This is a genomic window from Magnetospirillum fulvum (assembly GCF_900108475.1).
GTDB lineage: Bacteria > Pseudomonadota > Alphaproteobacteria > Rhodospirillales > Magnetospirillaceae > Phaeospirillum > Phaeospirillum fulvum_A.
In genome coordinates this window covers 126,561-150,570 of the sequence record NZ_FNWO01000002.1, presented here as the reverse complement: position 1 = coordinate 150,570, position 24,010 = coordinate 126,561, and the positions used below count along the sequence as shown (strand labels likewise).

Sequence of the window (24,010 nt, the reverse complement as noted above, 5' to 3'; positions counted from 1 at the left end):
GCGCCCCCGATGCGAGAAATTGTTCTCGATACCGAAACGACCGGCTTCGATCCGCTGTCCGGCCACCGTCTGGTCGAAATCGGCTGCGTCGAGTTGCTCAACCACCTGCCCACCGGCGAGGTGTTCCACCGCTATGTCAATCCCGAGCGCGACATGCCGGAGGAGGCGTTCAAGGTCCACGGCCTGTCGGCGACGTTTCTGGCCGACAAGCCGCTGTTCTCCGACATCGCCCAGTCCTTCCTCGACTTCATCGCCGATTCGACGCTGGTGATTCACAATGCCGAGTTCGACATGCGCTTCCTCAATGCCGAACTGGCCCGGATCGGGCGGCCGACCCTGCCGATGGCGCGGGCGATCGACACGGTGGCGATGGCACGCAAGCGCTTTCCCGGTGCCCAGGCCAACCTCGACGCGCTGTGCCGCCGCTTCGACATCGACAACACCCACCGCACCCAGCACGGCGCGCTGCTCGATTCGGAATTGCTGGCCGAGGTCTATCTTCAGCTGATTGGCGGACGCCAGCCCGGTCTGGAACTGGGAACGCTCGACCGCCAGGGAGCATCCCGCGCCACCCCGGTGGTGCGAATTGCCCGACCGGCGCGGCCGCACGCCGTGCTCGAGGCCGAAGCCGAGGCCCATTCCGCCTTCATCGCCAAGCTGAAAAACCCGATCTGGACACGGGACGGCGCGGACTAACCATCGAACGTCTCTCTCCCGTTTTGGGAGAGAGACGAGTCCCGGGCCGGATCAGGCGGTGCCAGCGGCAGCCTGTTCCTCAAGACGGGTCCGATAGAGCGTGACGAAATCGAGCGGCTGGAGCACCAGCGGCGGGAAGCCGCCGTCGCGGGTCACATCGGCAATGATGGCGCGGGCGAACGGGAACAGCAGGCGCGGGCATTCGATCAGCAGATAGGGGCCGATCTGTTCCTCGGGCAGGTTCAGCGCGAACAGCCCGGCATAATCAAGCTCGGCGATGAACAGGGTCTTGCCGCTGACCCGCGCTTCGACGCGCAGACGCAGAACGACCTCGTACAGATCCTGCCCGACGCCCGCGGCGCTGACATCGACATGGATCGGAATTTCCGGAGCCTCGCCCTGCATTTCCAGAAACACCTGGGGGGCATTCGGAATTTCGAACGAAAGATCCTTGATGTACTGGCCGTGAATCTTCAGCGCCGGAGCATTCTCCGTCGGGGTTTGGGAATCGGTCATCTGCTTCTCCTGCGGACTGTGCGGGCCGACGCAGCCGGCACAGTTCGGGTAGCACGGATCGCGTTCCGGTACAACACGAGGTATGTCCTCATGTTACACTGTCTCTGTTCTGTCCCAATCGGTCGCGATGATTATTCCGGATTTGCTTGAAGAGGGTCTGGCCCTCGTTCTGTGTGGGACCGCCCCCAGCCGGGCCTCGAAGGAGGCTGCGGCCTATTACGCCCACCCCGGCAACCTGTTCTGGACGATTTTGCACACGGTCGGTCTGACCCCGGTTCGGCTTGAGCCCGCGCATTATCCGGCGCTGCTTGGCTTCGGCATCGGGCTCACCGACCTCAACAAAATCGAATGGGGGGCGGATTCCGATCTCAGCCGCGCCGGGTTCGACGTTCCCGGCTTTGCCGCCAAGATGCGACGCTTCCGCCCCGGCCTGATCGCCTTCGACAGCAAATTCGCCGCCTCAACTTATTTCGGCAAGAAAACGATCTCCTACGGTCTCCAGGCCGAAAGCCTGGACGGAATCCCGCTGCTGGTCGTTCCCTCGACCTCGGGCCGGGCGCGGGGCTATTTCGATCCCGCCCCCTGGCACGACCTCGCCCACCGCGTCCGCGCCGTTCAAGACGCCGCCCCCGGGCTGGATCGACCTCGGCTCTAATTCTCCCCGGCGCGGGCGGACTGCACCGCCTTCAGGCACTCGGGCTCACCCACCGGCGCGCCGGTCGGGCCGCGCACGGCGGCATGCGACACCGTCACGCTTTTGTTGGGCTGGCGGTAGAGAAACAGGTCGAGCGAACAGAGCCGGGTACGGTATTGCCACATTTCGGCGGGCGGATCGGCACGGCGAAAGGCGGGGGGACCGAACCGCCGCTCGATCTCGGCGGTGCTGAGACCTTTCAATTGCTCCAGCACGGACGAGGTCGGCCGCCCCGCCGCCCCGCTTTCGGGGACGGTGGTGGAGCGGTCGAGCCGACCGTCGCCACCACCACCGCTCGGGCGCGACGGCCCCTCGGCGCAGGCGGACACCAGCAGGGCCAGTCCGGCCAGCGCGGCGTGGCGCAGCAGCCTGCTCATACCGGCACCCGCTCGGGCGGTGGCGCGGGCGGCAGTGATTGCTCGACATGGACCATGAAGGCGGTGGCCAGCACCGGCGCGGCCAGATTGAGCAGCGGGATCTGGAACAGGAAGTTGATCACCGCGCCGCACAGCCACAGCCGGGTGAAATGGAGGTGAAGCTGGGCCCGGACCTGATCGGGCGTGAGGCGACGGCTGGCGACCAGTTCGTAATATTCGCGGCCGAGCAGATAGCCGTTGACCAGATAATTGAGGATCAGTCCCAGCCCGAAGAACAGCAGGGCGAGATAGACCGGGGCGGCCAGGAGCGTCACCGCGACCATCACCACCAGGAAGCGGGTCGAGGCGACCAGCGTCTCGCGCCATGGCACCCGCCGCGACGGAGCAAGGCCGGGATAATGGCGGGATTCAACCACGGCGGCGATGTCTTCGAGAAAGAAGCTCATCACGAAGGTCGCCAGCGCCGAGAAGAACAGCACCGGCACCACCACCGCCACCAGGCCGAGGGCCAGACCGGTCCCGGCATCGGCCCAGGATTGGTCGAAGAAATGGGTGTGCTTCACCGCCACCGAGGCGATCACCGCCAGCGCGGCCCAACAGGCCAGGGCGGACAGGATGCCGATGCGCAGCACCCGCCTCAGGCGGGGGTCGCTCAGTTGGGCGAATGCCTTGAACAGGGCGGAAATCACGACAGAGGCCTTTCGGTTAGGGTCGAACTGCAATTCAATCATGATCGTCCCGGTCGGCCAAGCCTGTCGCAAAGCCAATCCGGTGAGGGTATGGTCTGGGCCATCGCTCCCGCCATCCGGACTTTCGCCATGACCGCCTCCGCTCCCCTGATCGTGATTCCCGCCCGCCTGCATGCGACGCGTCTGCCGGGCAAGCCGCTGGCCGACATCCACGGCGTGCCGATGATCGTTCACGTCTGGCGCCGCGCCGTCGAGGCCGGTCTGGGGCCGGTTCTGGTCGCGGCGGGCGAGCCGGAAATCGCCGACGCGGTGCGCGCTCATGGCGGCGAGGCGGTGCTGACCGATCCCGACCATCCCTCCGGCTCCGACCGGGTGTGGGAAGCGGTCCAGCGCTTCGACCCCACCGGACGTCACGGCGCGATCGTCAATCTCCAGGGCGACCTGCCCACCCTCGACCCGGCCCTGGTCGGCGCGGTGCTGGCCCCTCTGGCTGATCCCGCGGTCGATCTCGCCACCCTGGTGGTCGAGATCGTCCGGCCCGAGGAACGGACCGATCCCAACGTCGTCAAAGCGGTTCTCGGCCTCGCGCCCGGCCAGAAAATCGGCCGCGCCCTCTATTTCAGCCGCGCCACCGTGCCCGCCAATGACGGGCCGCTTTATCACCATCTCGGTATCTATGCCTATCGCCGCGAGGCGCTAGCCCGCTTCGTCGCCTTGCCTCCGGCGATTCTCGAACGACGGGAAAAGCTGGAACAGCTCCGCGCCCTGGAAAACGGCATGAGAATCGATGCCGCCCTGGTTGACACGGTTCCTCTCGGTGTCGATACTCCGGCCGATCTTGAGCGGGCGCGAGCCCTGCTCGCCGCGCGCTCGTGAAAGCGGTGACGATGAACGACATTCCCGATCCCGGCAGCGCCATCGCCTTTCAGGGCGAGCCCGGCGCCTATTCGCATCTCTCTTGCCGCAACGCCTATCCGGGAATGGCTCCGCTTCCCTGCCGCACCTTCGAGGACGCCTTCGCCGCCGTCCGCGAGGGGCGCGCCCGCTATGCGATGATTCCGATCGAGAACTCGCTGGCCGGACGGGTCGCCGACGTCCACCACCTGATTCCCTATGCCGGGCTCCACATCATCGCCGAGCATTACGAGCGGATCAGCCACCACCTGCTGGGCGTGCCCGGCGCGACCCTGGCCGACGTCCGCACCGTCAAAAGCCACGTTCACGCTTTGGGGCAATGCCGCAATCTGGTCCGCGAACTGGGCCTGACCGCGATCGTCGGCGCCGACACCGCCGGAGCCGCCGCCGAAGTCGCCGCCCGCAACGACCCCTCCTTCGCCGCGATCGCCTCGGAACTCGCCGCCGAAATCCACGGTCTGGTGTCGCTGCGCGCCCATATCGAGGATGCCGAGCACAACACCACCCGCTTCGTCGTGCTGGCCCGCGAAGCCCGCGAACCCAATCCCAACCTGCCCTGCGTCACCACGTTTGTGTTCCGGGTGCGTAACGTCGCCGCCGCGTTATACAAGGCGCTGGGCGGCTTCGCCACCAACGGGATCAATATGACCCGGCTGGAAAGCTATATGGTCGGCGGCGAATTCGTCGCCACCCAGTTCTATGCCGACGTCGAAGGCCATCCCGCCTCGCACGCCCTGCGCGCTGCCCTCGAAGAACTCGATTTCTTCAGCCACGAAGTCCGCATCCTCGGCGTCTATCCCCAGCACCCCTTCCGCATCCACAAACGCTTTTCATTCGAATAATCCGCCGGTCCCACCTCGGGCCTGATCCCCTCTTCACGGCGGCGGGGATGTGATCTAAACCTGTCCGACAGGGCACTTTTCCAGACGAGGATGACATGAAGATCGGGATCTGCGGCTGCGCCGGACGGATGGGCCGGATGCTGATGGAATCGGTTCTCGACACCGACGGCAGCACGCTTTCGGGTGGATCCGAGCGGAGCGGAGCGGCCGCGCTCGGAACCGATCTGGGCACATTGATCGGACGCGAGGCCCTTGGCGTCTTTGCGACCGACGATATCGCCGCTTTGTTCGCCGCGTCGGACGCCGTGATCGACTTCACCGCTCCGGCAGCGACGGTGGCCCATGCCGCCCTGGCCGCCGAACACGGCAAGATTCTCGTCGTCGGCACCACCGGCCTGACCCCGGAAGACGAACAGGCGCTGGCCGCCGCCGCAGGGCGCACCGCAATCGTCCACGCGCCCAATTACAGCGTCGGCGTTACCCTGCTGACCGCGCTGACCGAGCGCGCCGCGCACATCCTCGGTGATGATTTCGACATCGAAATTGTCGAGATGCACCACCGCCATAAGGTCGATGCTCCCAGCGGAACCGCTTTAGGCTTGGGCCGTGCCGCCGCCGCGGGGCGCTCTGTCGCGCTCGATCAGGTCTGGTGCAAAAGCCGCGACGGCCATACCGGGGCGCGGACGCGGGGCGAAATCGGCTTTGCCACCCTGCGCGGCGGCGACGTCGTCGGCGATCACAGCGTGATCTTCGCCGCCGAGGGCGAACGGGTCGAGCTGACCCACAAGGCGTCGAGCCGGGTGGTCTTCGCCCGGGGCGCGGTGCGGGCCGCGTTGTGGGCGAAGGGACGCGCGCCCGGCCTTTACACGATGCGCGACGTCCTCGATTTGTAGCAGGCCGGGCGGGGGCGCGGCGGCCCCCGCCTGCGACCGCTATCGCGCGAAGCCCGCCGAGGCAAGCCGCACCGGCAGCACCCGACCCAACCGGGCATTGTCGAGGGCGACAAGATCGTTGCGGCGGATCAGCGAGCGGATCGTGCCGACATAGGCCTCGCCGCGTTCGGAATAGGCCTTGAGCGCATCGGCCAATTGGTGCCCATCGACCGGATGGCCTTTTGTGCGGGCCTTCATCCGAGCCCGGCGCAGTCCGTCATAGGCGCGGTGGGTGTTGAGATTGAGCAGATAGGCCCGCACCGCGTCCTGCAACGATCCGAACTGACGCATGCCGGTTTCGTCGCTGGCGGAATCGGCGGTGTGGCCGAACAGGTTGCGGCTGCGCCGCACCAGCCGCGAGGTGCCCCACCCGGTTTCCTCGGCCGCCTGCGCCAACGCCAGCGACGGCGGCACGATATCGACCCGGGCCAGCAGACGGCTCATATCGCCGTCCTCGACCTCGTAGCGCTCGGCCAACGCCTTCAGCCACACCTGATCGGGATGAGTCAGCGACTGACGCGAGGCCTTGCGGGCCAGCAGGGCCTGAAGCCGGGCCCGGTCCTCGGCGATCTCTTCGTTGGCGGCCAGCACCAGCGGCAACATCACCCGCAGAAACAGCTCCTTGCGGCTGTCCGAATCGGGCATGTCATCGATGTCGTGCGGAACCTGGGTCAGAAACAGCGGCGGCACCTCGGCGCTGCCGACCCGAATCGCGTCGAGTTGATACCCCATCCGGCGGAACGCCCGATCCAGTCGGGCGGCGGTGGCGACATCCTCGCCGCTCAGACCCACCGGCACTTCGGCAACGGGAGCGGTCGGGCGGACGGCAACATCGACAACTGGTCGTGATCCCTGCAAAACCGTGGCGTACATCCCAACGGTTCCGCCAATCACGACGGCAAGACAGAGTACAGAAAACAGTTTTGAACCGTGTGAACCGGTGGCCATGCCGGCGGCGCCCCCTTCATGTTGCACTGCAATATTAAGGTGTATATTAACGGCGTGTTTACAAAAGTGCAACCTAACCAAACGGACGAGGGGCCCGAACGCACAACGGGCCCCGGTCTGGAGAGACCGGAGCCCGTAGAAAAACCTGGAAAAGTGGCAGAAGCTAGGCGACTGCCTGCACCGCCTGCACCTCGGGGACATAATACTTTAGCATGTTCTCGATACCATGCTTCAGGGTGGCACTGGCACTCGGGCAACCCGAGCACGCCCCTTGCAAACGCAGATAGACGATGCCGTCGCGGAAGCCCCGGAAGGTGATGTCGCCACCATCCTGCGCGACCGCCGGACGCACCCGAGTCTCGATCAATTCCTTGATCTGAGCGACCAGGGCATCGTCCTCGCCCGCCTCGGCGGCGTCGGCCGCCCCTTCGATCACCGGCTGGCCCGAGGCGAAATGCTCCATGATCGCCGCCAGAACCTGCGGCTTGATCACCTGCCACTCGGCCTCGTCGGCCTTGGCGACCGAGATGAAATCGGCGGCCAGAAACACCCCGGCGACACCGTCGATGGCGAACAGGCGCGTGGCCAGCGGCGACGACGCGGCGGACTCGGCACTGTCGAAATCAGCGGTTCCGCTCGGCATCACGTCGGTGCCGGGCAGGAACTTCAGCGTGGAGGGATTGGGGGTCGGTTCGGTCTGGATGAACATGGCGATCCTTCGCGGTCGAGCATGAATTGTTTGTAGATGGTCCTTGGCGCGGCCCAAGTCAAGCCGGGTCAGGCCGAACCGTCCCCTCTCGTCTCAATATCGCGGCGTGATCCGCAGCAGGCCGGGCCGCCTGGGCAAAAGTTTGTTTTTGGGATCGTTCAGCGGCGGCTGCCAGCCTTTCACCAAGGTCATCAGATCGTCGATCCGTTTGAACGCCGCCTGCCGGTTGGCCAAGCTCGAACTGCCATAGGACGCCGGGTTGTTCAGATAGGCCTCGATGAAGTTGCTGTAGGTTCCGGGCGTCCCGGCGTTGCCCCAACTGGCCTGGGCCTGAAGCAACGCTTCCTCCAGCGCGCCATAGGCGCTGAGGAACCGCCGCCACCGGTGGTCATCGAAATCGAACGGGTAACGGTCCTGGTCCTGGGTGGCAAGGGCGGCGGTCGCGGGGTCGGTCGGTGTCGTTGCGGTCATCAAATGACCGGCCCGCAACCCCAGATCCAGTAGAGTGTCGATCCGTTCGGGCGGCATGTTGAGGTTGAGCCCGCCTTCGTCATCCTTCAAATAAACGTGGGCGACCCGCTCGCGATAGCCGGGCAGAACGGTGCGAAGCTGGTCCTGCCAATCCTTCGCCGCATTGACCAGCGCCATCACGAACGACGCCACCCCGGGAATTTTCCCAATCGAAAGATCCCTTTCCGTCCCGCCGCTTGCCTTCATCGGCAGGTAGACCCGGCGGGTCGGCTTGGCGTCGTCGAACTCTTCGAGGCTGATGCCAAAGGTGGGACGGGTAGGGAACAGAGCATCGAAGAAATGGATCGGGAAGTTGCTCGACAGCCCACCGTCGCTGAACAGCACCCGCCGGATCGGCGGATTGGCCGGGATCGTGTAATCGACCCGGTAGAGCGGCACCGCCGCAATCAGGAAGGGAAAGCTGAGGCTCATCCGCGCCGTCACCACCACCGGCAGATCGTCGGCGAGCGGGAAGGGGATCAGATCCTCGTCGCCATCGCGGCGCAGCTTCTCGTCGTCATCGCGCTTGGCGTTGACCATCTGATCAACCACCCTTTGGGGAAAGATGCGCCGAAATTCGCTCGCTTTAAAATAGTAATTACGGTCGTTCATATTGGGCAGGGTATAGGGACGGCGCATGTTGAGGTTGGTGGTCACCGTGCGCAGGTCGATCGCCGGATGCAGCGAATCTCCTGTCCGCCCCTCTGGCCCGCCCGCGACCAGATCGCGGATCAGCAGCGGACCGCGCTTGGCCGAATCCAGTCCGGCAATCGTGTCGATTGCTGTGGTCAGCCAGTCGGACAGCGGCGGGAACGAGGTATCCTCGCTGTTTTCCGCTCGCGATCCTGGGCACAAGCCGTAATCGAGCACCGGCAGGAGGTTGCGCAGCTTGAACACCAGCGCCACCAGCGCGAACAGTAAGCCGAGGAATATTGCAGCGACCAGACCGGTCAGCCAAGCCCCGACCCCGCCGATCAGAATGGCAGGGATCAATCCCACCACCGCGCCGAGGATGGTCCAGGGCAGACTGACCCGGGCGACCCGCAGCAGGGCGGTGACGTATTTCTTGTCGAGCGCCGCCCTGAACACGTCGTACACGGATTGGGCGCGGGGATCAGGCTGGAAGAGATTGATCAGATTGGTTTTGAGCTCGGCGGTAATGTGGTCCAGCCGCTGATACCCGCCGCTGTGGCGTCCATATTCCGCCGCCGCCGTCACCACCGCGACCACCGCCCCGGCCGAGGTGCCGCCGATGCAGCGGAAAATATAGGATTCGCTGAGGGTTTTAATCGCCTTGGGATAGACCAACCCCGAGGTGATTCCCCCCTTCATGATGATGTCGCACTCTTTCAACGCGCTCATCCGACCCTCCGCAACCGATACGGAACAAGATCGGCGATTATTGCGCCTCCTCGGTTTGAAATACCACTGTCGAGCCCGTGCCTCGATCAAATTTAGGGGGGCAAAACGACACAGGGGGCGGACCCGCGTCGGCGGCCGCCCCCTGTCGTTGCTGCAATGGCGGGACCGGGTCTTGCTCCCGATTCCGCCAATGCCTTGATCTTAATCGCTGTTCTTCGAGGCGCGGTCGGCCTTCTTGCGCTCGTTGGGATCGAGCAGGCGCTTGCGCAGACGGATCGATTTCGGCGTCACTTCGACCAGTTCGTCGTCCTCGATATAGGCGATCGCCTGCTCCAGGCTCAACCGGCGATGCGGGGTCAGCTTCACCGCTTCGTCCTTGCCGGCGGCGCGGATGTTGGTGAGCTGCTTGGCCTTCAGCGCGTTGACCTCGAGGTCGTTGCCACGCGTGTGCTCGCCGATGATCATGCCTTCATAGATGCGGACACCACCGGGGATGAACATCGTGCCGCGATCTTCGAGGTTCCACAGCGCATAGGTCACCGCCTCGCCAGTGCCGTTCGAGATCAGCACGCCATTGCGGCGGCCCTCGATCGGACCCTTGTAGGGGGCGTAGCCGTGGAAGACGCGGTTCATCAGGCCGGTGCCGCGGGTATCGGTGAGGAACTCGCCGTGATAGCCGATCAGGCCGCGCGACGGAGCCAGGAAGGTGACGCGGGTCTTGCCGCCGCCCGACGGACGCATCCCGGTCAGTTCGGCCTTACGCAGGCTCATCTTTTCGACGACGACGCCGGAATATTCTTCATCGACGTCGATGAAGACCTCTTCGATCGGCTCGAGCCGCTTGCCGTTCTCGTCGGTCTGGAACAGCACGCGGGGGCGCGAAACGCCAAGCTCGAAGCCTTCGCGGCGCATCGTCTCGATCAGCACGCCCAACTGGAGTTCGCCACGACCGGCGACTTCGAACGCGTCCTTGCCCGGAGTCTCGCTGATCCGGATCGCGACGTTGCTTTCGGCTTCACGATAGAGGCGGGCCCCGATCACGCGCGAGGTGACCTTGTCGCCTTCCTGACCGGCCAGCGGGCTGTCATTGACCGAGAAGATCATCGCCAGCGTCGGCGGATCGATCGGCTGAGCGTGCAGGGCTTCGGACTGTTCGGGAGCGCAGATGGTGTCGGCGACGGTGCACTTGGTCATCCCGGCCAGGGCGACGATGTCACCGGCCTCGGCGCTTTCGACCGGCACCCGCTCGATGCCGCGGAAAGCCAGAATCTTCGAGATGCGGAACTGTTCAAGCAGGTCGTTGTCGCGCGACAGGCTCTTCACCGCCATGTTCAGCCGCGCCGTGCCGGAATGAATCCGCCCGGTCAGCACGCGGCCGAGATAGGGGTCGGCTTCCAGCGTCGTCGCCAGCATCGCGAAGGGAGCTTCGAGATCGCGCTTGGGCGGCGGAACGTGGCGAACGATCAGGTCGAACAGCGCCGACAGATCCTTGCGCGGGCCATCGAGCGAATCGTCGGCCCAACCGTCGCGACCGACCGCGAACATGGTGGGGAAATCAAGCTGATCGTCATCGGCGTCCAGCGCCGCGAACAGATCAAAGCATTCATCGTGAACCTGATGCGGCCGGGCGTCGCCACGATCGACCTTGTTGATGACGACGATCGGACGCAGGCCGAGGCCCAGGGCCTTGCCGGTCACGAACTTGGTCTGGGGCATCGGGCCTTCGGCGGCATCGACCAGGACGACGACGCCATCGACCATCGACAAGATGCGTTCGACTTCACCGCCGAAATCGGCGTGGCCGGGGGTATCGACGATGTTGATGCGGATGCCGCTCCATTCGACCGAGGTGCACTTGGCCAGAATGGTGATGCCGCGTTCTTTTTCCAGGTCGTTCGAGTCCATCACCCGATCGGCCACGAGCTGGTTCTCGCGGAAGGTGCCCGACTGTTTCAGCATGGCATCGACCAGGGTGGTCTTGCCGTGGTCAACGTGGGCGATGATGGCGATGTTGCGCAGTTCCATGAACGGGCCTGTGAATGAGGGGGGAAGGGTGAAGCAGCCAGCCGACCTTATTTACGGCGTTCCGCAAGGTAACCGGTGCCCAGTCGGGACTGGGCCAGATCGGCCAGCGGCGCCACCGGGCGGGCGCCAAAATGCGAGATCACTTCGCCAGCGGCGATACCGCCCAGCAAAGCGCAGGTCGTCAGATCGAGCCCCTGGGTGAAACCATAAAGGAACCCGGCGGCATAGAGATCACCAGCCCCGGTGGTATCGACCACCGATTCAACCGGATCGGCGCCGACAACGTGGGTTGCGTCGGCGGTAACGACGACCGAGCCACGCGGGCCACGGGTCACCGCGGCAATCTGAGCGTGGCCACGGACCTGACGCACCGCGTCGTCAAACGAGTCGGTGCGATAGAGCGCACACAGTTCCGCCTCATTTGCGAACAAAACATCAACATGGTTGGCGATCAGATCGAGAAAGGCATCGCGGTGGCGATCGACGCAGAACGGATCGGACAAGGACAGCGAAACCAGACGGCCAGACTCATGAGCGATTTCGGCAGCACGCTGGAAGGCACGCTTCGCCTCGGGCCGGTCGAAAAGATAGCCTTCGAGATAGGTGACGGCGGCTCCGGAAATCACCTCGGCATCGACATCGTCCGGTCCCAGTTCGACGCAGGCACCAAGATAGGTCAGCATCGTCCGCTGGGCATCGGAGGTCACCAGAATTAAGCAGCGCGCGGTGGGCGACCCGCTGGTGGAGTCCTTGGTATTGAACACGATTCCAGCGCTGCGGATGTCATGGCGGAACACCTGACCAAACTGGTCGTTATGTACCTTGCCGATATAGGCGGCGCGTCCGCCCAGGGCGGCGATTCCGGCGATGGTGTTGGCGGCGGACCCGCCCGAACATTCGATCGCGGCGGGCAGGCGGGCGTAAATCGCCTCGGCCTGGTCGGCATCAATCAAGGTCATGACGCCCTTGGTCAGGCCCAATTCGGCCAGCAGGGACTCATCGACCTGGACAAGCACATCGACAATCGCGTTGCCGATACCGGCGACGTGGGTGTGGGTCTCAGCCATCGTCAAAAGGAGCCTTTCGCGCGGTTCGACCGGCTTGCCAGCCGGTCATGCCGCCGGGGTAACGCAGACCCGGGCGGCGACAGTGTCGGCACTCTATAACGCCGGTCGCGACGGGAACAACGAAAAACTGCCGGTCTGCCGCAATGTCGGTGACCGCTCGGCTCCCGCACGATGACCGGTCCGCGCCGCGCTCTACCCTCTTTGAGGGCTATTGCCAACAAAGTGGCAGTCGTAAGGTTGATATCAACCTAACTGATACATACATTCCAGTCTTGATACGCCTATAGCGGTGAAGTCATCGGGGGCGTTACGCGCGATAACGGCATGCCAAAAATTAATCAATTAATTCGTGTTATTGCGATCGTCGCGACGGTGCTGGTTCCCGTTGCCGCACCGGCGCGGGACGAGTTGGCGTGCCGCAGCCAGACCGCCGCGCTCGATCTGCCCTATCAAAGTCAGGTTCCGCCGGGCTGGGAGCACGACCGCTTCGGTACCGAACCGCCGGGCGAACAGCAGATCGTCGCCGGACCGTTCGTCAGCGCCTTTCCCGGCCCCCAAGCCGAGCGCGACGGATCGCCCTATCGCGCCATGCCGCGCTGGGTCGCTTATGAAATGCGGGCGCTGGTCGATGCCGACGGGCACCCTCGGCATCCCCAGGGGGCGCGGCGGCCGTCACGCTGGTACGAATTGCGACAGACCGCGTTCCTGTGGACCGACCGCCCCGACATCGCCCATTCCGGACTGGACCCGTCCTATCGCGGCTTTGCCACGTTATGGAATCGCGGTCATCTCGCCGCCCGCGCCCACGCCAACCGGATCGCCTGGCAGGAAGGCTGCAACAGCCATGTCTTCGTCAACGCTTTGCCGCAACATGCCCGGCTGAACCAAGGCGACTGGCTGGCGCTGGAGAATTATGCGGCGGCGGCGGCCAATCGCTTTGGCCGGGTGTGGACCATCGCCGGGCCAGTCTTCGCCCCCGACCGCCCGGTCGAAACGATCGGCCAACCCGGCACGGTGCCGCTGCCGGTGCCGCACGCTCTATTCAAGATTCTGGCGATCGAAACCGAAGCCGGACTCGAGGCCCGTGCGTTTCTGTTTCCCCAAGCCGACGAGGGCGACCTCGCCGCCTATCGCCGCTGTTCCGGCACCCGCCAGGATTCCTACGATCTCGGCCGCTACGGGATCGCGATCGACCGGCTCGAAGCCCTGACCGGGCTGCGTTTCTTTACCAGGCTTGACGAATCGCACCGCCGCGCCATCTTTTCGGCGTCGGACGCAGAACTCTGGCCGATCCCCCCCAGCTTTTACGACGACCGCTGCGGAGGCCGCGCGGCGGCTCGATAAGCCTTTGGTTTTCCATGGCTCCGCGACCGTCAACCGCCCCCCTACAGGGGATTGCGCCCAGGCGCGGGGTGGGCCATCATTGCTTTTTTCCCCCCCGGAGAATCCATAACGATCATGGCGGATACGTCATTCCCCTCGTGGCACGGCACCACGATCTTGTCGGTTCGCAAGAACGGACGGGTCGTCATCGCCGGCGACGGTCAGGTCAGCCTGGGGCCGACCATCATCAAGGCCAACGCCCGCAAGGTGCGGCGGCTCAGCGGCGATCAGATTCTGGTCGGCTTTGCCGGAGCCACCGCCGACGCTTTCACCCTGCTGGAGCGGCTGGAAGGCAAGCTGGAAAAATATCCGGCCCAATTGACCCGCGCCTGCGTCGAACTGGCCAAGGATTGGCGCACCGACCGCTATCTGCGCAAACTGGAAGCGATGATCGCCGTCGCCGACAAGGACGTCTCGCTGGTTCTCACCGGCCAGGGCGACGTGCTTGAGCCCGAAGACGGGCTGATCGGGATCGGCTCGGGCGGCAATTACGCCCTGTCGGCCGCCCGCGCCCTGATCGACATCGACGGACTCGACGCCGAAGCGATCGCCCGCAAGGCGATGGCGATCGCCGCCGATATCTGCGTCTATACCAACCGCAACTGTATCGTCGAAAGCCTATGAGCTCCGCCTTCAGCCCCCGCGAGATTGTCTCCGAACTCGACCGCTTCATCATCGGCCAGCACGACGCCAAGCGCGCCGTCGCCATCGCGTTGCGCAACCGCTGGCGCCGCCAGCAATTGCCCGATTCGCTGCGCGAGGAGGTTCTGCCCAAGAACATCTTGATGATCGGCCCGACCGGCATCGGCAAGACCGAAATCGCCCGCCGCCTCGCCCGCCTCGCCCAGGCCCCGTTCCTGAAGGTCGAGGCGACCAAATTCACCGAGGTCGGCTATGTCGGCCGCGATGTCGAACAGATCGTCCGCGATCTGGTCGAGGTCGCGATCACGATGACCCGCGAGCGTCTGCGCAAGCAGGTCGTCGCCAAGGCCGAAATCGCCGCCGAGGAACGCCTGCTCGACGCCCTGGTCGGCGAGACTGCCGGTCAGGACACCCGCCAGAAATTCCGCAAGATGCTGCGCGAAGGCTCGCTCGACGACAAGGATGTCGAAATCCAGTCCAGCGATGGAGCCGGGCCGGTTCCCACCTTCGACATTCCCGGCATGCCGGGGTCGCAGATGGGGATGGTCAACATCAACGAAATCCTCAGCAAGGCGCTGGGCAGCCGGACCAAGACCCGCAAGATGCCGGTCAAGGATGCGATGGTGGTGTTGACCGCCGAGGAATCCGACAAGCTTCTCGACCAGGACCGCGTCGTCAAGGACGCGATCTGGGCGGTCGAAAACAACGGAATCGTCTTCATCGACGAGATCGACAAGATCTGCGCCCGCTCGTCCGAACACCATATCGGCGGCGACGTCAGCCGCGAAGGGGTCCAGCGCGATCTGTTGCCGCTGATCGAGGGCACCACCGTCGCCACCAAGCACGGTTCGGTCAAAACCGACCATGTGCTGTTCATCGCCTCGGGCGCGTTCCACCTCGCCAAGCCGTCGGACCTGCTGCCCGAGCTTCAGGGCCGCCTGCCGATCCGGGTCGAGCTAAAGCCGCTCGACCGCGACGATCTGGTCCGCATCCTCACCGAGCCGGAAGCCAGCCTGATCAAGCAATACAAGGCCCTGCTCGCCACCGAGGATATCGAACTCGATTTCGAACCGGATGCGATCACCGCACTCGGCGACCTTGCCGCCGAAATCAACGCGACGGTCGAGAATATCGGGGCGCGGCGGCTGCACACCGTGATGGAACGGCTGTTGGAAGAGATCAGCTTTTCCGCCCCGGATCAGCCTCCCGGAACCCGGATCATCATCACCGCCGAACTGGTGCGCGACCGGGTCGGCGAGCTGTCGAAGCGGACCGATCTCGCCAAGTTCATTTTGTAGCCGGGAAAAAGGGAGCGGGTGCGCGAGTCTCTGCGGGGGCGTTCGCCCCCGCACCCCCAATCGGGAGGCAAGCCTCCCGAACCCTCCCTCTCATGTATTCATAAAAAACGGGGGGTTCGGAGGCCCGAGCCTCCGAACGGGTCTGGGCAGAGCCCCGCAGCAGGCTCCGTTTCAGCAACCGCAGCGCCGGGCCGCGTCCCAACCCGGTTGGAATCACGATATCGGCGCGGCGGATTTTTTCTGCATCAGGCATTTGTCGCGCGCGAATTTGGGCCAGACGCTCGGGACTCATGCCGGGGCGGGCCAGCACCCGCTGCGCCTGAAGAAAACGTGGACAGGTGACGACGACGACGACATCGCAGCGACGCGCCCCGCCGGTTTCGAACAGAAGCGGGATATCGAGGACGACGGCGCGAGAGCGGCGGCGGCGCTGGCGCCTAAGAAAATCCTGTTCGGCAGCACGGACGAGGGGATGAACGATCGCCTCTAGCCGCTTCAGCGCCGCCGCATCGCCAAACACCATCCGCCCCAGGACGGCACGATCGACCGCGCCGTCACCGACCGCGCCGGGAAAGGCGGCGTCAATCGCCGCCACCGCTTTACCACCCCGGCCGAACATCGCATGGACGGTCGCATCGGCATCGTGAACCGGCAGACCGAGCCGGGCCAGCATCCGCGCCGCCGTGCTTTTGCCGGTCCCAATCGACCCGGTCAGGCCGATGATCTTCATCGGTCGGACAGGACAAAGGCGCGCAGGGCGTCGGTGACCTCGGGCTGTTGCCCGAACCAGGCCGAAAAACCCGGCACCGCCTGCCATAACAGCATCCCCAGCCCGTCCACCGTTCGATTGCCGCGTTGCCGCGCTAGCGCCAGCAACGGGGTTTCGAGCGGAACGTAAACGATATCGGTGACGATCGCGGAAACGGGCAGGGCGGCAAGGTCGAGATCGAGCGGCGGCTGGCCCGCCATCCCGAGCGAGGTGGTGTTGACCAGCAGCGCCGCGCCGTCGAGCAGAGCGGCGCGCGAATCCCAATCGCCGACGACAATCGGACCGCCGAGATCCTGCGCCAGCCGCTCGGCGCGGTCGCGGCTGCGGTTGACCAGACGAAGTTCGCCGACCCCGGCATCGCTCAGCGCGGCAATCACGGCGCGGGCCGCACCACCTGCGCCGATCACCACCGCCGGACCCTGGCTCGGCTGCCAAAGCGGCGCGCCCCGGCGCACATTTTCCAAAAAGCCGAACGCATCGGTATTGCGGCCCTCGATCGTCCCATCCTCATTGATAATCAAGGTGTTGACCGCACCGATCCGCGCCGCCAGCGAATCAACCACGTCCAGAAGCGGGATCACCGCTTCCTTATGAGGGATGGTGAGATTGACGCCGCGAAAGCCCAGCTTGGGCAGGGCACGAACCGCCTCGGCTAAATCGTCAGGGGCCACCGCCAGCGGCAGATAGGCTCCGTCGATGCCCATTTTTTCCAGCCAATAGCCATGCAATCGGGGCGAGCGCGAATGCCCCACCGGCCACCCGATCACACCGGCCAGCCGGGCTTTTCCCGTCAGAATCATCTCGGCAATGCTCCGTCGATCCGCAAGAATTCGAGCAGCGGCAACAGCGGCAGCCCGAGGATGGTGAAAAAATCGCCGTCGATGGCGGTAAAGAGCTGCGCGCCCAACCCTTCGAGCTGATAGCCGCCGACCGAGGACAGCGCCGCCGACCCGACGCGGTCGAGATAATCGTCGAGAAAAGCGTCGGAAAAATCGCGCATGGTCAGGCGGGCTTCGGCGACATGCTGCCAGCGGGTCTGGCCGTCTCGAACGACCGCGACCGCGCTGTAGAGACAATGGGTCCGGCCACGCAAGGCCAACAACTGCGACCGGGCCTCGGCCCGGTCGCGCGGCTTGTCGAAATCGGCCCCGTCCAGGTCAAGAGTCTGGTCGGCCCCGATCACCAACGCTCCCGCCATGCGGGCCGAGACGTCGAGCGCCTTTTCCACCGCGAGATGTTCGGCAATCGCGGCGGGATGAGTCCGGCGTTCGCGCAGACTCTGCTTAACCGGGCTTTCATCCAGCCGCGACGGTTCGACCGTAACGGTCACTCCGGCGGCGGCGAGCAGCGCCCGTCGGGCGCTGCTCGCCGAGGCAAGAACGATCATTCCGTTTGCTCGCGCAATTTGGCCAGACGCTGATCGTGCAACTGAATGATCGTCGCCGAGGCTTCCTCGATCGATTTCCGGGTCACATCGACCACCGGCCAGCCGAGACGGGTGAACAAACGCCGCGCGTTCTGAACCTCTTCCTTGACCCGTTCATACTGGGCGTAATCGGCTTCCTCGGTCTGATTGAGCAGCCGCAGCCGGGCTCGACGGATATCGGACAGGCTTTTGGGATCCTTGGTCAGGCCGACCACCAGCGGATTCTTGGCATGTTCCAATTCGTGAGGGATCGGAACGCCGGGAACCAGGGGGTAGTTGGCGCATTTAAGACCGCGATTGGCGATATACATGCTAGTCGGAGTCTTCGAAGTCCGCGACACCCCGACCAGGATCACATCGGCTTCCTCGACCAGTTCGATCAACTGGCCGTCATCGTGGGCCAGGGTGAATTGCATCGCGTCGATGCGGCGGAAATATTCGGCATCAAGCTGATATTGCCGCCCCGGCAGGGCATTGACGGTGGTGCCGAGAAAGGCCGACAGCCCGGCCATCACCGGATCGAGCACCGAAATGCACGGAATCGAGCGACGGCGACAGGCATCCTCGAGCATCACCCGAACGGTACGATCGACCAGGGTGAACAGGACCAGACCGGGTTTTTCCTGAATTCCGGCGATGACGCGCTCGACCTGTCCCTGGGTCCGAACCAGCGACCAATGGTGCAGCACCGGATGCACCGTTTCAAACTGAACCAGACAGGCACGGGCGACCGAGGTGATGGTTTCGCCGGTGGCGTCGGAAACGAGATGGAGATGATAGTCGGCCATGTCAGTGGACAAGTCCCAATCATGGGGATAACCGGGGTCTGGGCGAAACGCGCTGGATTCGCTCCCCGGAGCCTCATATTCCACGCCCCGACTGATGAGTCTGTCCAAAAGTTTCGTACCCGTCGGCGAGAATAACGTGAATCAGCCGGGCGGCCACGGGTTTTCCCCATTATCCCCAGCTTTATCCGCAAGGCGTCGTCCCGCTTGGAATCAAGCACTTGGCTCGGATCGACTCCGAAATGCCCCCGATCCGCGGGTCCGTCGCCGCCCGACCGGACAAGCCTGGGGATAATTTGGGGGCAAGGGCTAATCCCCGTCATCCACAGGCATCCTCTACACACTGCCTTCTTTTCCTTAACTCCTAAAGAAGGTAAGAGAGGGGGACCACTCGAACCAAGGCTGACCCCGTGTCCAACTCAACCAAACCCTTCCTCCGCGCCCTCGCCGGCGAAATCCTCACCCCTCCGCCGTTCTGGCTGATGCGTCAGGCTGGTCGGTACCTTCCGGAATATCGTGCCACCCGCACGCAGGCCGGCAGCTTCCTCGATCTGTGTTACACGCCGGATCTGGCGGTCGAGGTGACGTTGCAGCCGTTGCGCCGCTATGGCTTCGATGCCGCGATCCTGTTCAGCGACATCCTGGTCGTCCCCGACGCGCTCGGACAGAAAGTCTCCTTCAGAGAAGGCGAAGGTCCGGTTCTGCCCCCGATTCGCTCGGCAGCAGACCTTGACCGTCTCAACCTCTCGGGCTTCCACGACCACCTCGCGCCGGTCTACGCCACGATGGCCGGTCTGTCGAAGGCGATCCCCACCACCACCGCTCTGATCGGCTTTGCCGGGGCTCCCTGGACGGTGGCGACCTATATGGTCGAAGGCAGCGGCTCGAAGGACTTCCCCAACGCCAAGGGGATGATGTTTGCCCAGCCGGAACTGTTCGGCCGCCTGATGGCTCTGCTGGTCCAGGCGACCGGCGATTATCTGATCCGTCAGATCGACAACGGCGCCGAAGTCATCCAGATTTTCGACACCTGGGCCGGTGCGCTGCCGGAACTGGAGTTCGACAAATGGGTGATCGCCCCGACCCGTGCGTTGGTCGAGCGCATCCGTGCCGAACGTCCCGGCGTTCCGGTGATCGGCTTCCCGCGTGGGGCCGGTGTTCTCTACAAGCGCTACGTGCTTGAGACCAAGGTCGATGGCGTTTCGATCGATTCGTCGGTCCCGCTGGATTGGGCCGCCGCCGAATTGCAGCCGCATTGCACCGTTCAGGGCAATCTCGACCCGCTGTTGCTGGTCGCGGGCGGCGAAGCGCTTGACGCCGGAATCGATCGGGTTCTCACCAAGCTCGGCAAGGGTCCGTTCATCTTCAATCTCGGGCATGGTATCGTCCCCCCGACCCCGCCGGAAAACGTTGGCCGGTTGGCAGAGCGGGTCAAAAACTGGAAGGGATGATGACCGACGCAGCGGGCAGTAGAACAGCCGTCGTGCTGTTCAACCTCGGTGGTCCTGACAGTCCCGAGGCGGTCGAGCCGTTTTTGTTCAACCTGTTCAACGACAGGGCGATCATCGACGTCCCGGCCCCTCTGCGCTGGCTGATCGCCAAGATGATTTCCAAGCGGCGGGCGCCCGCTGCGCGCGATATCTACGCCAATATCGGTGGGCGATCCCCTTTGGTCGCCCAAACCGAGGCCCAGGCCCGCGAGTTGGAAAACTTGCTTGGGCCTGGCTATCGCTGCTTCATCGCAATGCGGTATTGGCATCCCTTTACCAGCGAAACGGTCGAATCCGTCAAAGCGTGGAAAGCGGATCAGGTCGTTCTTCTGCCCCTGTACCCGCAATTCTCGATGACGACGGCGGGATCGTCGCTGAAGGAATGGCAATCGCAGGCCAAGCGTCTGCGGTTGCGGATTCCATCACGGCTGTCGTGTTGCTATCCGACTCAGCGCTACATGGTCGAAGCCCTGGCCGATCTGGTCCGGCTCGGCTATGACGAGGCCAAGGACAAGGGAAAGCCGCGGATCCTTTTTTCGGCGCACAGTCTGCCCAAAAAGATGATCGACAACGGCGACCCTTATCAGGTCCAGGTTGAGCAAACCACCAAGGCGGTGGCCAAGGCTACCGGCATTCCCGATCTCGATTGGGCGTTGTGCTATCAAAGTCGGGTCGGCTCGATGGAATGGATCGGACCGTCGATCCAAAGCGAACTGGAACGTGCCGGGAAAGATCAGGTTCCCGTCGTCGTCGTTCCGGTCGCCTTTGTCTCCGAACATTCGGAAACGCTGGTCGAACTCGACATCGAATATCGTCAAGAGGCCGAAACGCTGGGAATTCCGGGCTATATCCGGGTACCTGCGCTGGGCTGCCATCCCTTTTTCATCAAAGCCCTGGCCGAAGTCGTGCGCGATCCCAAGGCCGGATCGGGCGAAGGCGGATGCAGTTCCTTGGGCCAAACCTGTTTGGGAGGGGGCTGTCAATGCTGAGTGGTGAATCTTATCTTTGGGTCAAATCGGTTCACGTCATCGCGGTTATTTCGTGGATGGCGGGAATGTTGTATTTGCCCCGTCTGTTCGTCTATCACACTCAGGTTCAGCCTGGGTCCGAGGCGTCGGAAAAGTTCAAGGTGATGGAACGCCGCCTGCTGAAGGCGATCATGACTCCGGCGATGATCGTCAGTTGGGCGCTCGGTCTGTGGATCGCGATCGATTTCGAGATGTTCTCCCAGCCCTGGTTCCACGCCAAGCTGGCCTTCGTCGTCCTGATGACGCTGGCGCACCTGTTCCTGATCCGCTGTAAGAACGATTTCGCCGCCGATCGCAATAAGCGGCCGGAAAAGTTCTTTCGCGTTCTGAACGAAGGTCCGACCCTGCTGATGATCGCAATCGTTATTTTGGTGATCGTTAAGCCGTTCTGATCCTACCGTCCCGGACCCCGCCGTTGGTCCGGGACATTCTCACCAGCGTTAATCCCGTTTGACAGCAGACGAGTGTTTGGCTAAAGGTGAGCGAATATTCCGGGTTTCCCCTCGCCCCGGCTGATTTACCGTCCCGCCCCCTTGCCGGATCGATTCCGACCGGCCTTGCTTTGGCCCGTGGCCCAAGACCGTATCCGGTCAGCGCCCGTCGGACCGATGATCCGCTCCAAGGCATTTGAACGGATACCAGCTCCATGCATCTTCAGGACCTGAAAAAGAAGTCTCCCGCCGAGCTATTGGCATTCGCCGAAGAGCTAGAGGTCGAGAACGCCAGCACGCTCAGAAAGCAGGACATGATGTTCGCGATTCTGAAGCAGCTCGCCGATAACGATACCCCGATCTATGGCGACGGCGTTCTGGAGATCCTTCAGGACGGTTTTGGATTCCTCCGCAGCCCCGAGGCGAACTATCTTCCCGGCCCTGATGACATCTATGTCAGCCCGAGCCAGGTGCGCCGCTTTGGTCTTCGCACCGGTGACACCGTCGAGGGACAGATTCGCGCTCCCAAGGATGGCGAGCGTTATTTTGCCCTGCTGAAGGTCAATTCGATTAATTTCGAGCCGCCGGAAAACGTCCGCCATCGGATTAATTTCGACAATCTGACCCCGCTTTACCCCGATGAAAAGCTGCGGCTTGAGATCGACGATCCGACCAAGAAGGATCTCACCACCCGGGTGATTGATCTGGTGGCGCCGATCGGCAAGGGCCAGCGCGCGCTGATCGTCGCGCCGCCCCGCACCGGTAAGACGGTGATGTTGCAGAACATGGCCCATGCCATTTCCGCCAATCACCCCGAAGTCTATCTGATCGTTCTCCTGATCGACGAGCGCCCCGAAGAAGTCACCGACATGGCGCGCTCGGTGAAGGGCGAAGTGATCAGCTCGACCTTCGACGAACCGGCCTCGCGCCACGTCCAGGTTACCGAAATGGTGCTGGAGAAGGCCAAGCGTCTGGTCGAGCACAAGCGCGACGTCGTGATCCTGCTCGATTCGATCACCCGTCTGGCGCGGGCCTACAACACGGTGGTGCCGAGCTCGGGCAAGGTGCTGACCGGTGGTGTCGATGCCAACGCGCTTCAGCGTCCCAAGCGCTTCTTCGGTGCCGCCCGCAATATCGAAGAGGGTGGGTCGCTGTCGATCATCGCCACCGCCCTGATTGATACCGGGTCGCGCATGGACGAAGTGATCTTTGAAGAGTTCAAGGGCACTGGCAATTCGGAAATCATTCTCGACCGTAAGCTCAGCGATAAGCGGACCTTCCCGGCGATCGACATCACCAAGTCGGGCACCCGTAAGGAAGAATTGCTGGTCGAGAAGGGCACCTTGTCGAAGATGTGGGTGCTTCGTCGCATTCTGATGCCGATGGGCGTTGTCGATGCGATGGAATTCCTGGTCGACAAGCTGAAGCATTCGAAGAACAACGCCGATTTCTTCGATGCGATGAATTCGTAAGATATTTTGAGAATCGGGGGGAAATTCCCCCCGATTTTCTTTTTGACTGGGAATTAAGGAAGCGAGGGGCAAAGCCCTGCTTTTTATTCCCCGGTAAAGACCGGGGCGCGTTTTTCCCGGAACGCCTTTACCCCTTCGACATAATCGTGGCCGTCATAGACCTTGCGGCGCAGGCCCTGAACCCGTTCGAACATCCGGGGCGTGATTGCGTGGGCAGAGGCCAACACCCGCAATTCCTCTTTCATCACCGCAATCGCCAGCGGGGCCAGCTTGGCGATTCCCCGCGCCATTTCGAGGCAGAAATCGGTGATTTTATCGGCCGGTTGCAGGTGATTGATGATGCCCAGGGTTAAAGCGCGGTCGGCCGCGACTGGTTGGGCGCAGAACGCCATTTCCTTGACCGCATGCAGACTGGTGGTGTTGATGAAGGTCAACAGCCCCACGATATTGTAGGGTATTCCCAATTTCGCCGGGGTAATGGCAAAGCAGGATTCCGGGGTTGCCACCAGGATGTCGCAGGCCAGCACCATTTCGAAGGCTCCGCCCCAGACTCCGCCTTCGATCAGGGCAATGATCGGGGCGGGGAATTCCTCTAACGCCCGTATCACTACCCGGAGTGGATCGCTCCAGCCCAGCGGATCGCGGTGGCTGTGGGGCAATTCCGAAATATCATGTCCGGCGGACCACACCCGAACGCCGGGTTCGGCTCGCAAGATCACGGCGCGGGATTTAGCGGCGCGGGCCTGATCCAATCCGGCCAGAATTTCATTGATCATCGCTTCGCTGAGGACGTTACGGCGTTCCTGATTGGTCAGGGTAATCGTCAGCACATGTCCGTTCTGCTCGATTTTGGTCAAGCTCATCGCGGGCGTTCTTTCCTGCCAGATGGGGGGGATTGGCTGGTCTATCTAGTCGTTCGTGAAAAAGTCCTTCGGCCTTTGGCCTCAGTGTACTTTTCCCCGGTTCAAAAAGAATCCCCGTGCTCAATCAAGCTTTCCGCGCGG

At 63.5% G+C, this 24,010-nt stretch carries 25 protein-coding genes; 12 read left to right on the top strand and 13 right to left on the bottom strand.

Annotation, left to right across the window (positions count from 1 at the left end; translation table 11 throughout):
• The first annotated feature begins 9 nt into the window (after positions 1 to 9).
• Positions 10 to 696: a DNA polymerase III subunit epsilon gene (gene dnaQ, locus BLW40_RS02905; RefSeq protein ID WP_074765374.1), complete on the top strand. Its 687-nt coding sequence runs from the start codon at positions 10 to 12 to the stop codon at positions 694 to 696.
• 51 nt (positions 697 to 747) lie between these two features.
• Here the strand turns inward: dnaQ and secB are convergent, their stop codons facing one another.
• A complete protein-coding gene (secB, locus tag BLW40_RS02900) occupies positions 748 to 1,212 on the bottom strand; it encodes a protein-export chaperone SecB (RefSeq protein WP_074765372.1) in 465 nt (154 codons plus the stop codon).
• A 127-nt stretch (positions 1,213 to 1,339) separates the two neighbouring features.
• On the opposite strand from secB, the gene BLW40_RS02895 reads away from it, so the two are divergent.
• Entirely contained in the window at positions 1,340 to 1,867 is a 528-nt protein-coding gene (locus tag BLW40_RS02895) for a mismatch-specific DNA-glycosylase (RefSeq protein ID WP_083386592.1), read from the top strand.
• Here the strand turns inward: BLW40_RS02895 and BLW40_RS02890 are convergent.
• Together BLW40_RS02890 and BLW40_RS02885 are read right to left on the bottom strand one after the other, a co-directional pair.
• Positions 1,864 to 2,283: a hypothetical protein gene (locus tag BLW40_RS02890; RefSeq protein WP_074765369.1), complete on the bottom strand. Its 420-nt coding sequence runs from the start codon at positions 2,281 to 2,283 to the stop codon at positions 1,864 to 1,866. The genes BLW40_RS02895 and BLW40_RS02890 overlap by 4 nt on opposite strands.
• Complete coding sequence (locus BLW40_RS02885) at positions 2,280 to 3,014, bottom strand: EI24 domain-containing protein (protein WP_244511029.1); 735 nt, start codon at positions 3,012 to 3,014, stop codon at positions 2,280 to 2,282. Before BLW40_RS02885 ends, BLW40_RS02890 begins: the two co-directional genes overlap by 4 nt.
• 87 nt (positions 3,015 to 3,101) lie before the next feature.
• Between BLW40_RS02885 and BLW40_RS02880 the strand changes: the two genes are divergently transcribed.
• The 3 genes from BLW40_RS02880 to dapB all read left to right on the top strand — a co-directional run bounded on the left by BLW40_RS02880 (position 3,102) and on the right by dapB (position 5,622).
• Positions 3,102 to 3,848 (top strand): 3-deoxy-manno-octulosonate cytidylyltransferase, encoded by a 747-nt coding sequence (locus tag BLW40_RS02880; RefSeq protein WP_074765786.1) that lies wholly within the window; start codon positions 3,102 to 3,104, stop codon positions 3,846 to 3,848.
• 11 nt (positions 3,849 to 3,859) lie between these two features.
• Entirely contained in the window at positions 3,860 to 4,729 is an 870-nt protein-coding gene (locus BLW40_RS02875) for a prephenate dehydratase (protein ID WP_139305468.1), read from the top strand.
• Between the two features lie 95 nt (positions 4,730 to 4,824).
• Positions 4,825 to 5,622: a 4-hydroxy-tetrahydrodipicolinate reductase gene (dapB, locus tag BLW40_RS02870; RefSeq protein ID WP_074765367.1), complete on the top strand. Its 798-nt coding sequence runs from the start codon at positions 4,825 to 4,827 to the stop codon at positions 5,620 to 5,622.
• 39 nt (positions 5,623 to 5,661) lie between these two features.
• Here the strand turns inward: dapB and BLW40_RS02865 are convergent, their stop codons facing one another.
• From BLW40_RS02865 to BLW40_RS02845, 5 genes are all read right to left on the bottom strand, one after another.
• Complete coding sequence (locus BLW40_RS02865; protein WP_244511028.1) at positions 5,662 to 6,534, bottom strand: glucosaminidase domain-containing protein; 873 nt, start codon at positions 6,532 to 6,534, stop codon at positions 5,662 to 5,664.
• A 238-nt stretch (positions 6,535 to 6,772) separates the two neighbouring features.
• Complete coding sequence (locus BLW40_RS02860; protein WP_074765364.1) at positions 6,773 to 7,318, bottom strand: NifU family protein; 546 nt, start codon at positions 7,316 to 7,318, stop codon at positions 6,773 to 6,775.
• A gap of 93 nt (positions 7,319 to 7,411) precedes the next feature.
• Entirely contained in the window at positions 7,412 to 9,190 is a 1,779-nt protein-coding gene (locus BLW40_RS02855; RefSeq protein WP_074765362.1) for a patatin-like phospholipase domain-containing protein, read from the bottom strand.
• 201 nt (positions 9,191 to 9,391) lie between these two features.
• Positions 9,392 to 11,215 (bottom strand): translational GTPase TypA, encoded by a 1,824-nt coding sequence (typA, locus tag BLW40_RS02850; protein WP_074765360.1) that lies wholly within the window; start codon positions 11,213 to 11,215, stop codon positions 9,392 to 9,394.
• A 47-nt stretch (positions 11,216 to 11,262) separates the two neighbouring features.
• A complete protein-coding gene (locus BLW40_RS02845; protein ID WP_074765358.1) occupies positions 11,263 to 12,282 on the bottom strand; it encodes an adenosine kinase in 1,020 nt (339 codons plus the stop codon).
• Positions 12,283 to 12,606: 324 nt separating this feature from the next.
• On the opposite strand from BLW40_RS02845, the gene BLW40_RS02840 reads away from it, so the two are divergent.
• The 3 genes from BLW40_RS02840 to hslU all read left to right on the top strand — a co-directional run bounded on the left by BLW40_RS02840 (position 12,607) and on the right by hslU (position 15,605).
• A complete protein-coding gene (locus BLW40_RS02840; RefSeq protein ID WP_074765356.1) occupies positions 12,607 to 13,626 on the top strand; it encodes a DNA/RNA non-specific endonuclease in 1,020 nt (339 codons plus the stop codon).
• Between the two features lie 114 nt (positions 13,627 to 13,740).
• Positions 13,741 to 14,289 carry an ATP-dependent protease subunit HslV gene (gene hslV, locus BLW40_RS02835; RefSeq protein WP_074765354.1) on the top strand — a complete coding sequence of 183 codons (549 nt, stop codon included), beginning with the start codon at positions 13,741 to 13,743 and terminating at the stop codon, positions 14,287 to 14,289.
• Positions 14,286 to 15,605: an ATP-dependent protease ATPase subunit HslU gene (gene hslU / locus BLW40_RS02830; RefSeq protein ID WP_074765352.1), complete on the top strand. Its 1,320-nt coding sequence runs from the start codon at positions 14,286 to 14,288 to the stop codon at positions 15,603 to 15,605. Before hslV ends, hslU begins: the two co-directional genes overlap by 4 nt.
• Here hslU and coaE read toward each other — a convergent pair.
• From coaE to BLW40_RS02810, 4 genes are read right to left on the bottom strand one after another with little or no spacing between them, the layout of a single operon-like run.
• The gene (gene coaE / locus BLW40_RS02825; RefSeq protein WP_244511027.1) at positions 15,595 to 16,335 is read right to left on the bottom strand and encodes a dephospho-CoA kinase; all 741 of its coding nucleotides are present in this window, start codon (positions 16,333 to 16,335) and stop codon (positions 15,595 to 15,597) included. The two genes, hslU and coaE, sit on opposite strands and share 11 nt — an antisense overlap.
• Positions 16,332 to 17,171, bottom strand: coding sequence for a shikimate dehydrogenase (locus BLW40_RS02820; protein WP_074765782.1), 840 nt, complete (start codon positions 17,169 to 17,171; stop codon positions 16,332 to 16,334). The genes coaE and BLW40_RS02820 overlap by 4 nt, the downstream gene beginning before the upstream one ends.
• Entirely contained in the window at positions 17,171 to 17,761 is a 591-nt protein-coding gene (locus BLW40_RS02815) for a Maf family protein (RefSeq protein ID WP_074765350.1), read from the bottom strand. Before BLW40_RS02815 ends, BLW40_RS02820 begins: the two co-directional genes overlap by 1 nt.
• The gene (locus tag BLW40_RS02810) at positions 17,758 to 18,588 is read right to left on the bottom strand and encodes a pyruvate, water dikinase regulatory protein (protein ID WP_074765349.1); all 831 of its coding nucleotides are present in this window, start codon (positions 18,586 to 18,588) and stop codon (positions 17,758 to 17,760) included. The genes BLW40_RS02815 and BLW40_RS02810 overlap by 4 nt, the downstream gene beginning before the upstream one ends.
• A gap of 407 nt (positions 18,589 to 18,995) precedes the next feature.
• On the opposite strand from BLW40_RS02810, the gene hemE reads away from it, so the two are divergent.
• The 4 genes from hemE (at position 18,996) to rho (ending at position 23,006) form a co-directional block, all read left to right on the top strand.
• Complete coding sequence (hemE, locus tag BLW40_RS02805; RefSeq protein ID WP_074765347.1) at positions 18,996 to 20,036, top strand: uroporphyrinogen decarboxylase; 1,041 nt, start codon at positions 18,996 to 18,998, stop codon at positions 20,034 to 20,036.
• Positions 20,033 to 21,064, top strand: coding sequence for a ferrochelatase (hemH, locus tag BLW40_RS02800; RefSeq protein WP_083386591.1), 1,032 nt, complete (start codon positions 20,033 to 20,035; stop codon positions 21,062 to 21,064). The genes hemE and hemH overlap by 4 nt, the downstream gene beginning before the upstream one ends.
• The gene (gene hemJ / locus BLW40_RS02795) at positions 21,058 to 21,495 is read left to right on the top strand and encodes a protoporphyrinogen oxidase HemJ (RefSeq protein WP_074765345.1); all 438 of its coding nucleotides are present in this window, start codon (positions 21,058 to 21,060) and stop codon (positions 21,493 to 21,495) included. The genes hemH and hemJ overlap by 7 nt, the downstream gene beginning before the upstream one ends.
• Positions 21,496 to 21,749: 254 nt before the next feature.
• A complete protein-coding gene (rho, locus tag BLW40_RS02790) occupies positions 21,750 to 23,006 on the top strand; it encodes a transcription termination factor Rho (RefSeq protein WP_074765343.1) in 1,257 nt (418 codons plus the stop codon).
• An 83-nt stretch (positions 23,007 to 23,089) separates the two neighbouring features.
• Here the strand turns inward: rho and scpB are convergent, their stop codons facing one another.
• On the bottom strand, positions 23,090 to 23,869 hold the full coding sequence (scpB, locus tag BLW40_RS02785) for a methylmalonyl-CoA decarboxylase (RefSeq protein ID WP_074765341.1): 780 nt from the start codon (positions 23,867 to 23,869) through the stop codon (positions 23,090 to 23,092).
• Between the last annotated feature and the right edge of the window lie 141 nt (positions 23,870 to 24,010).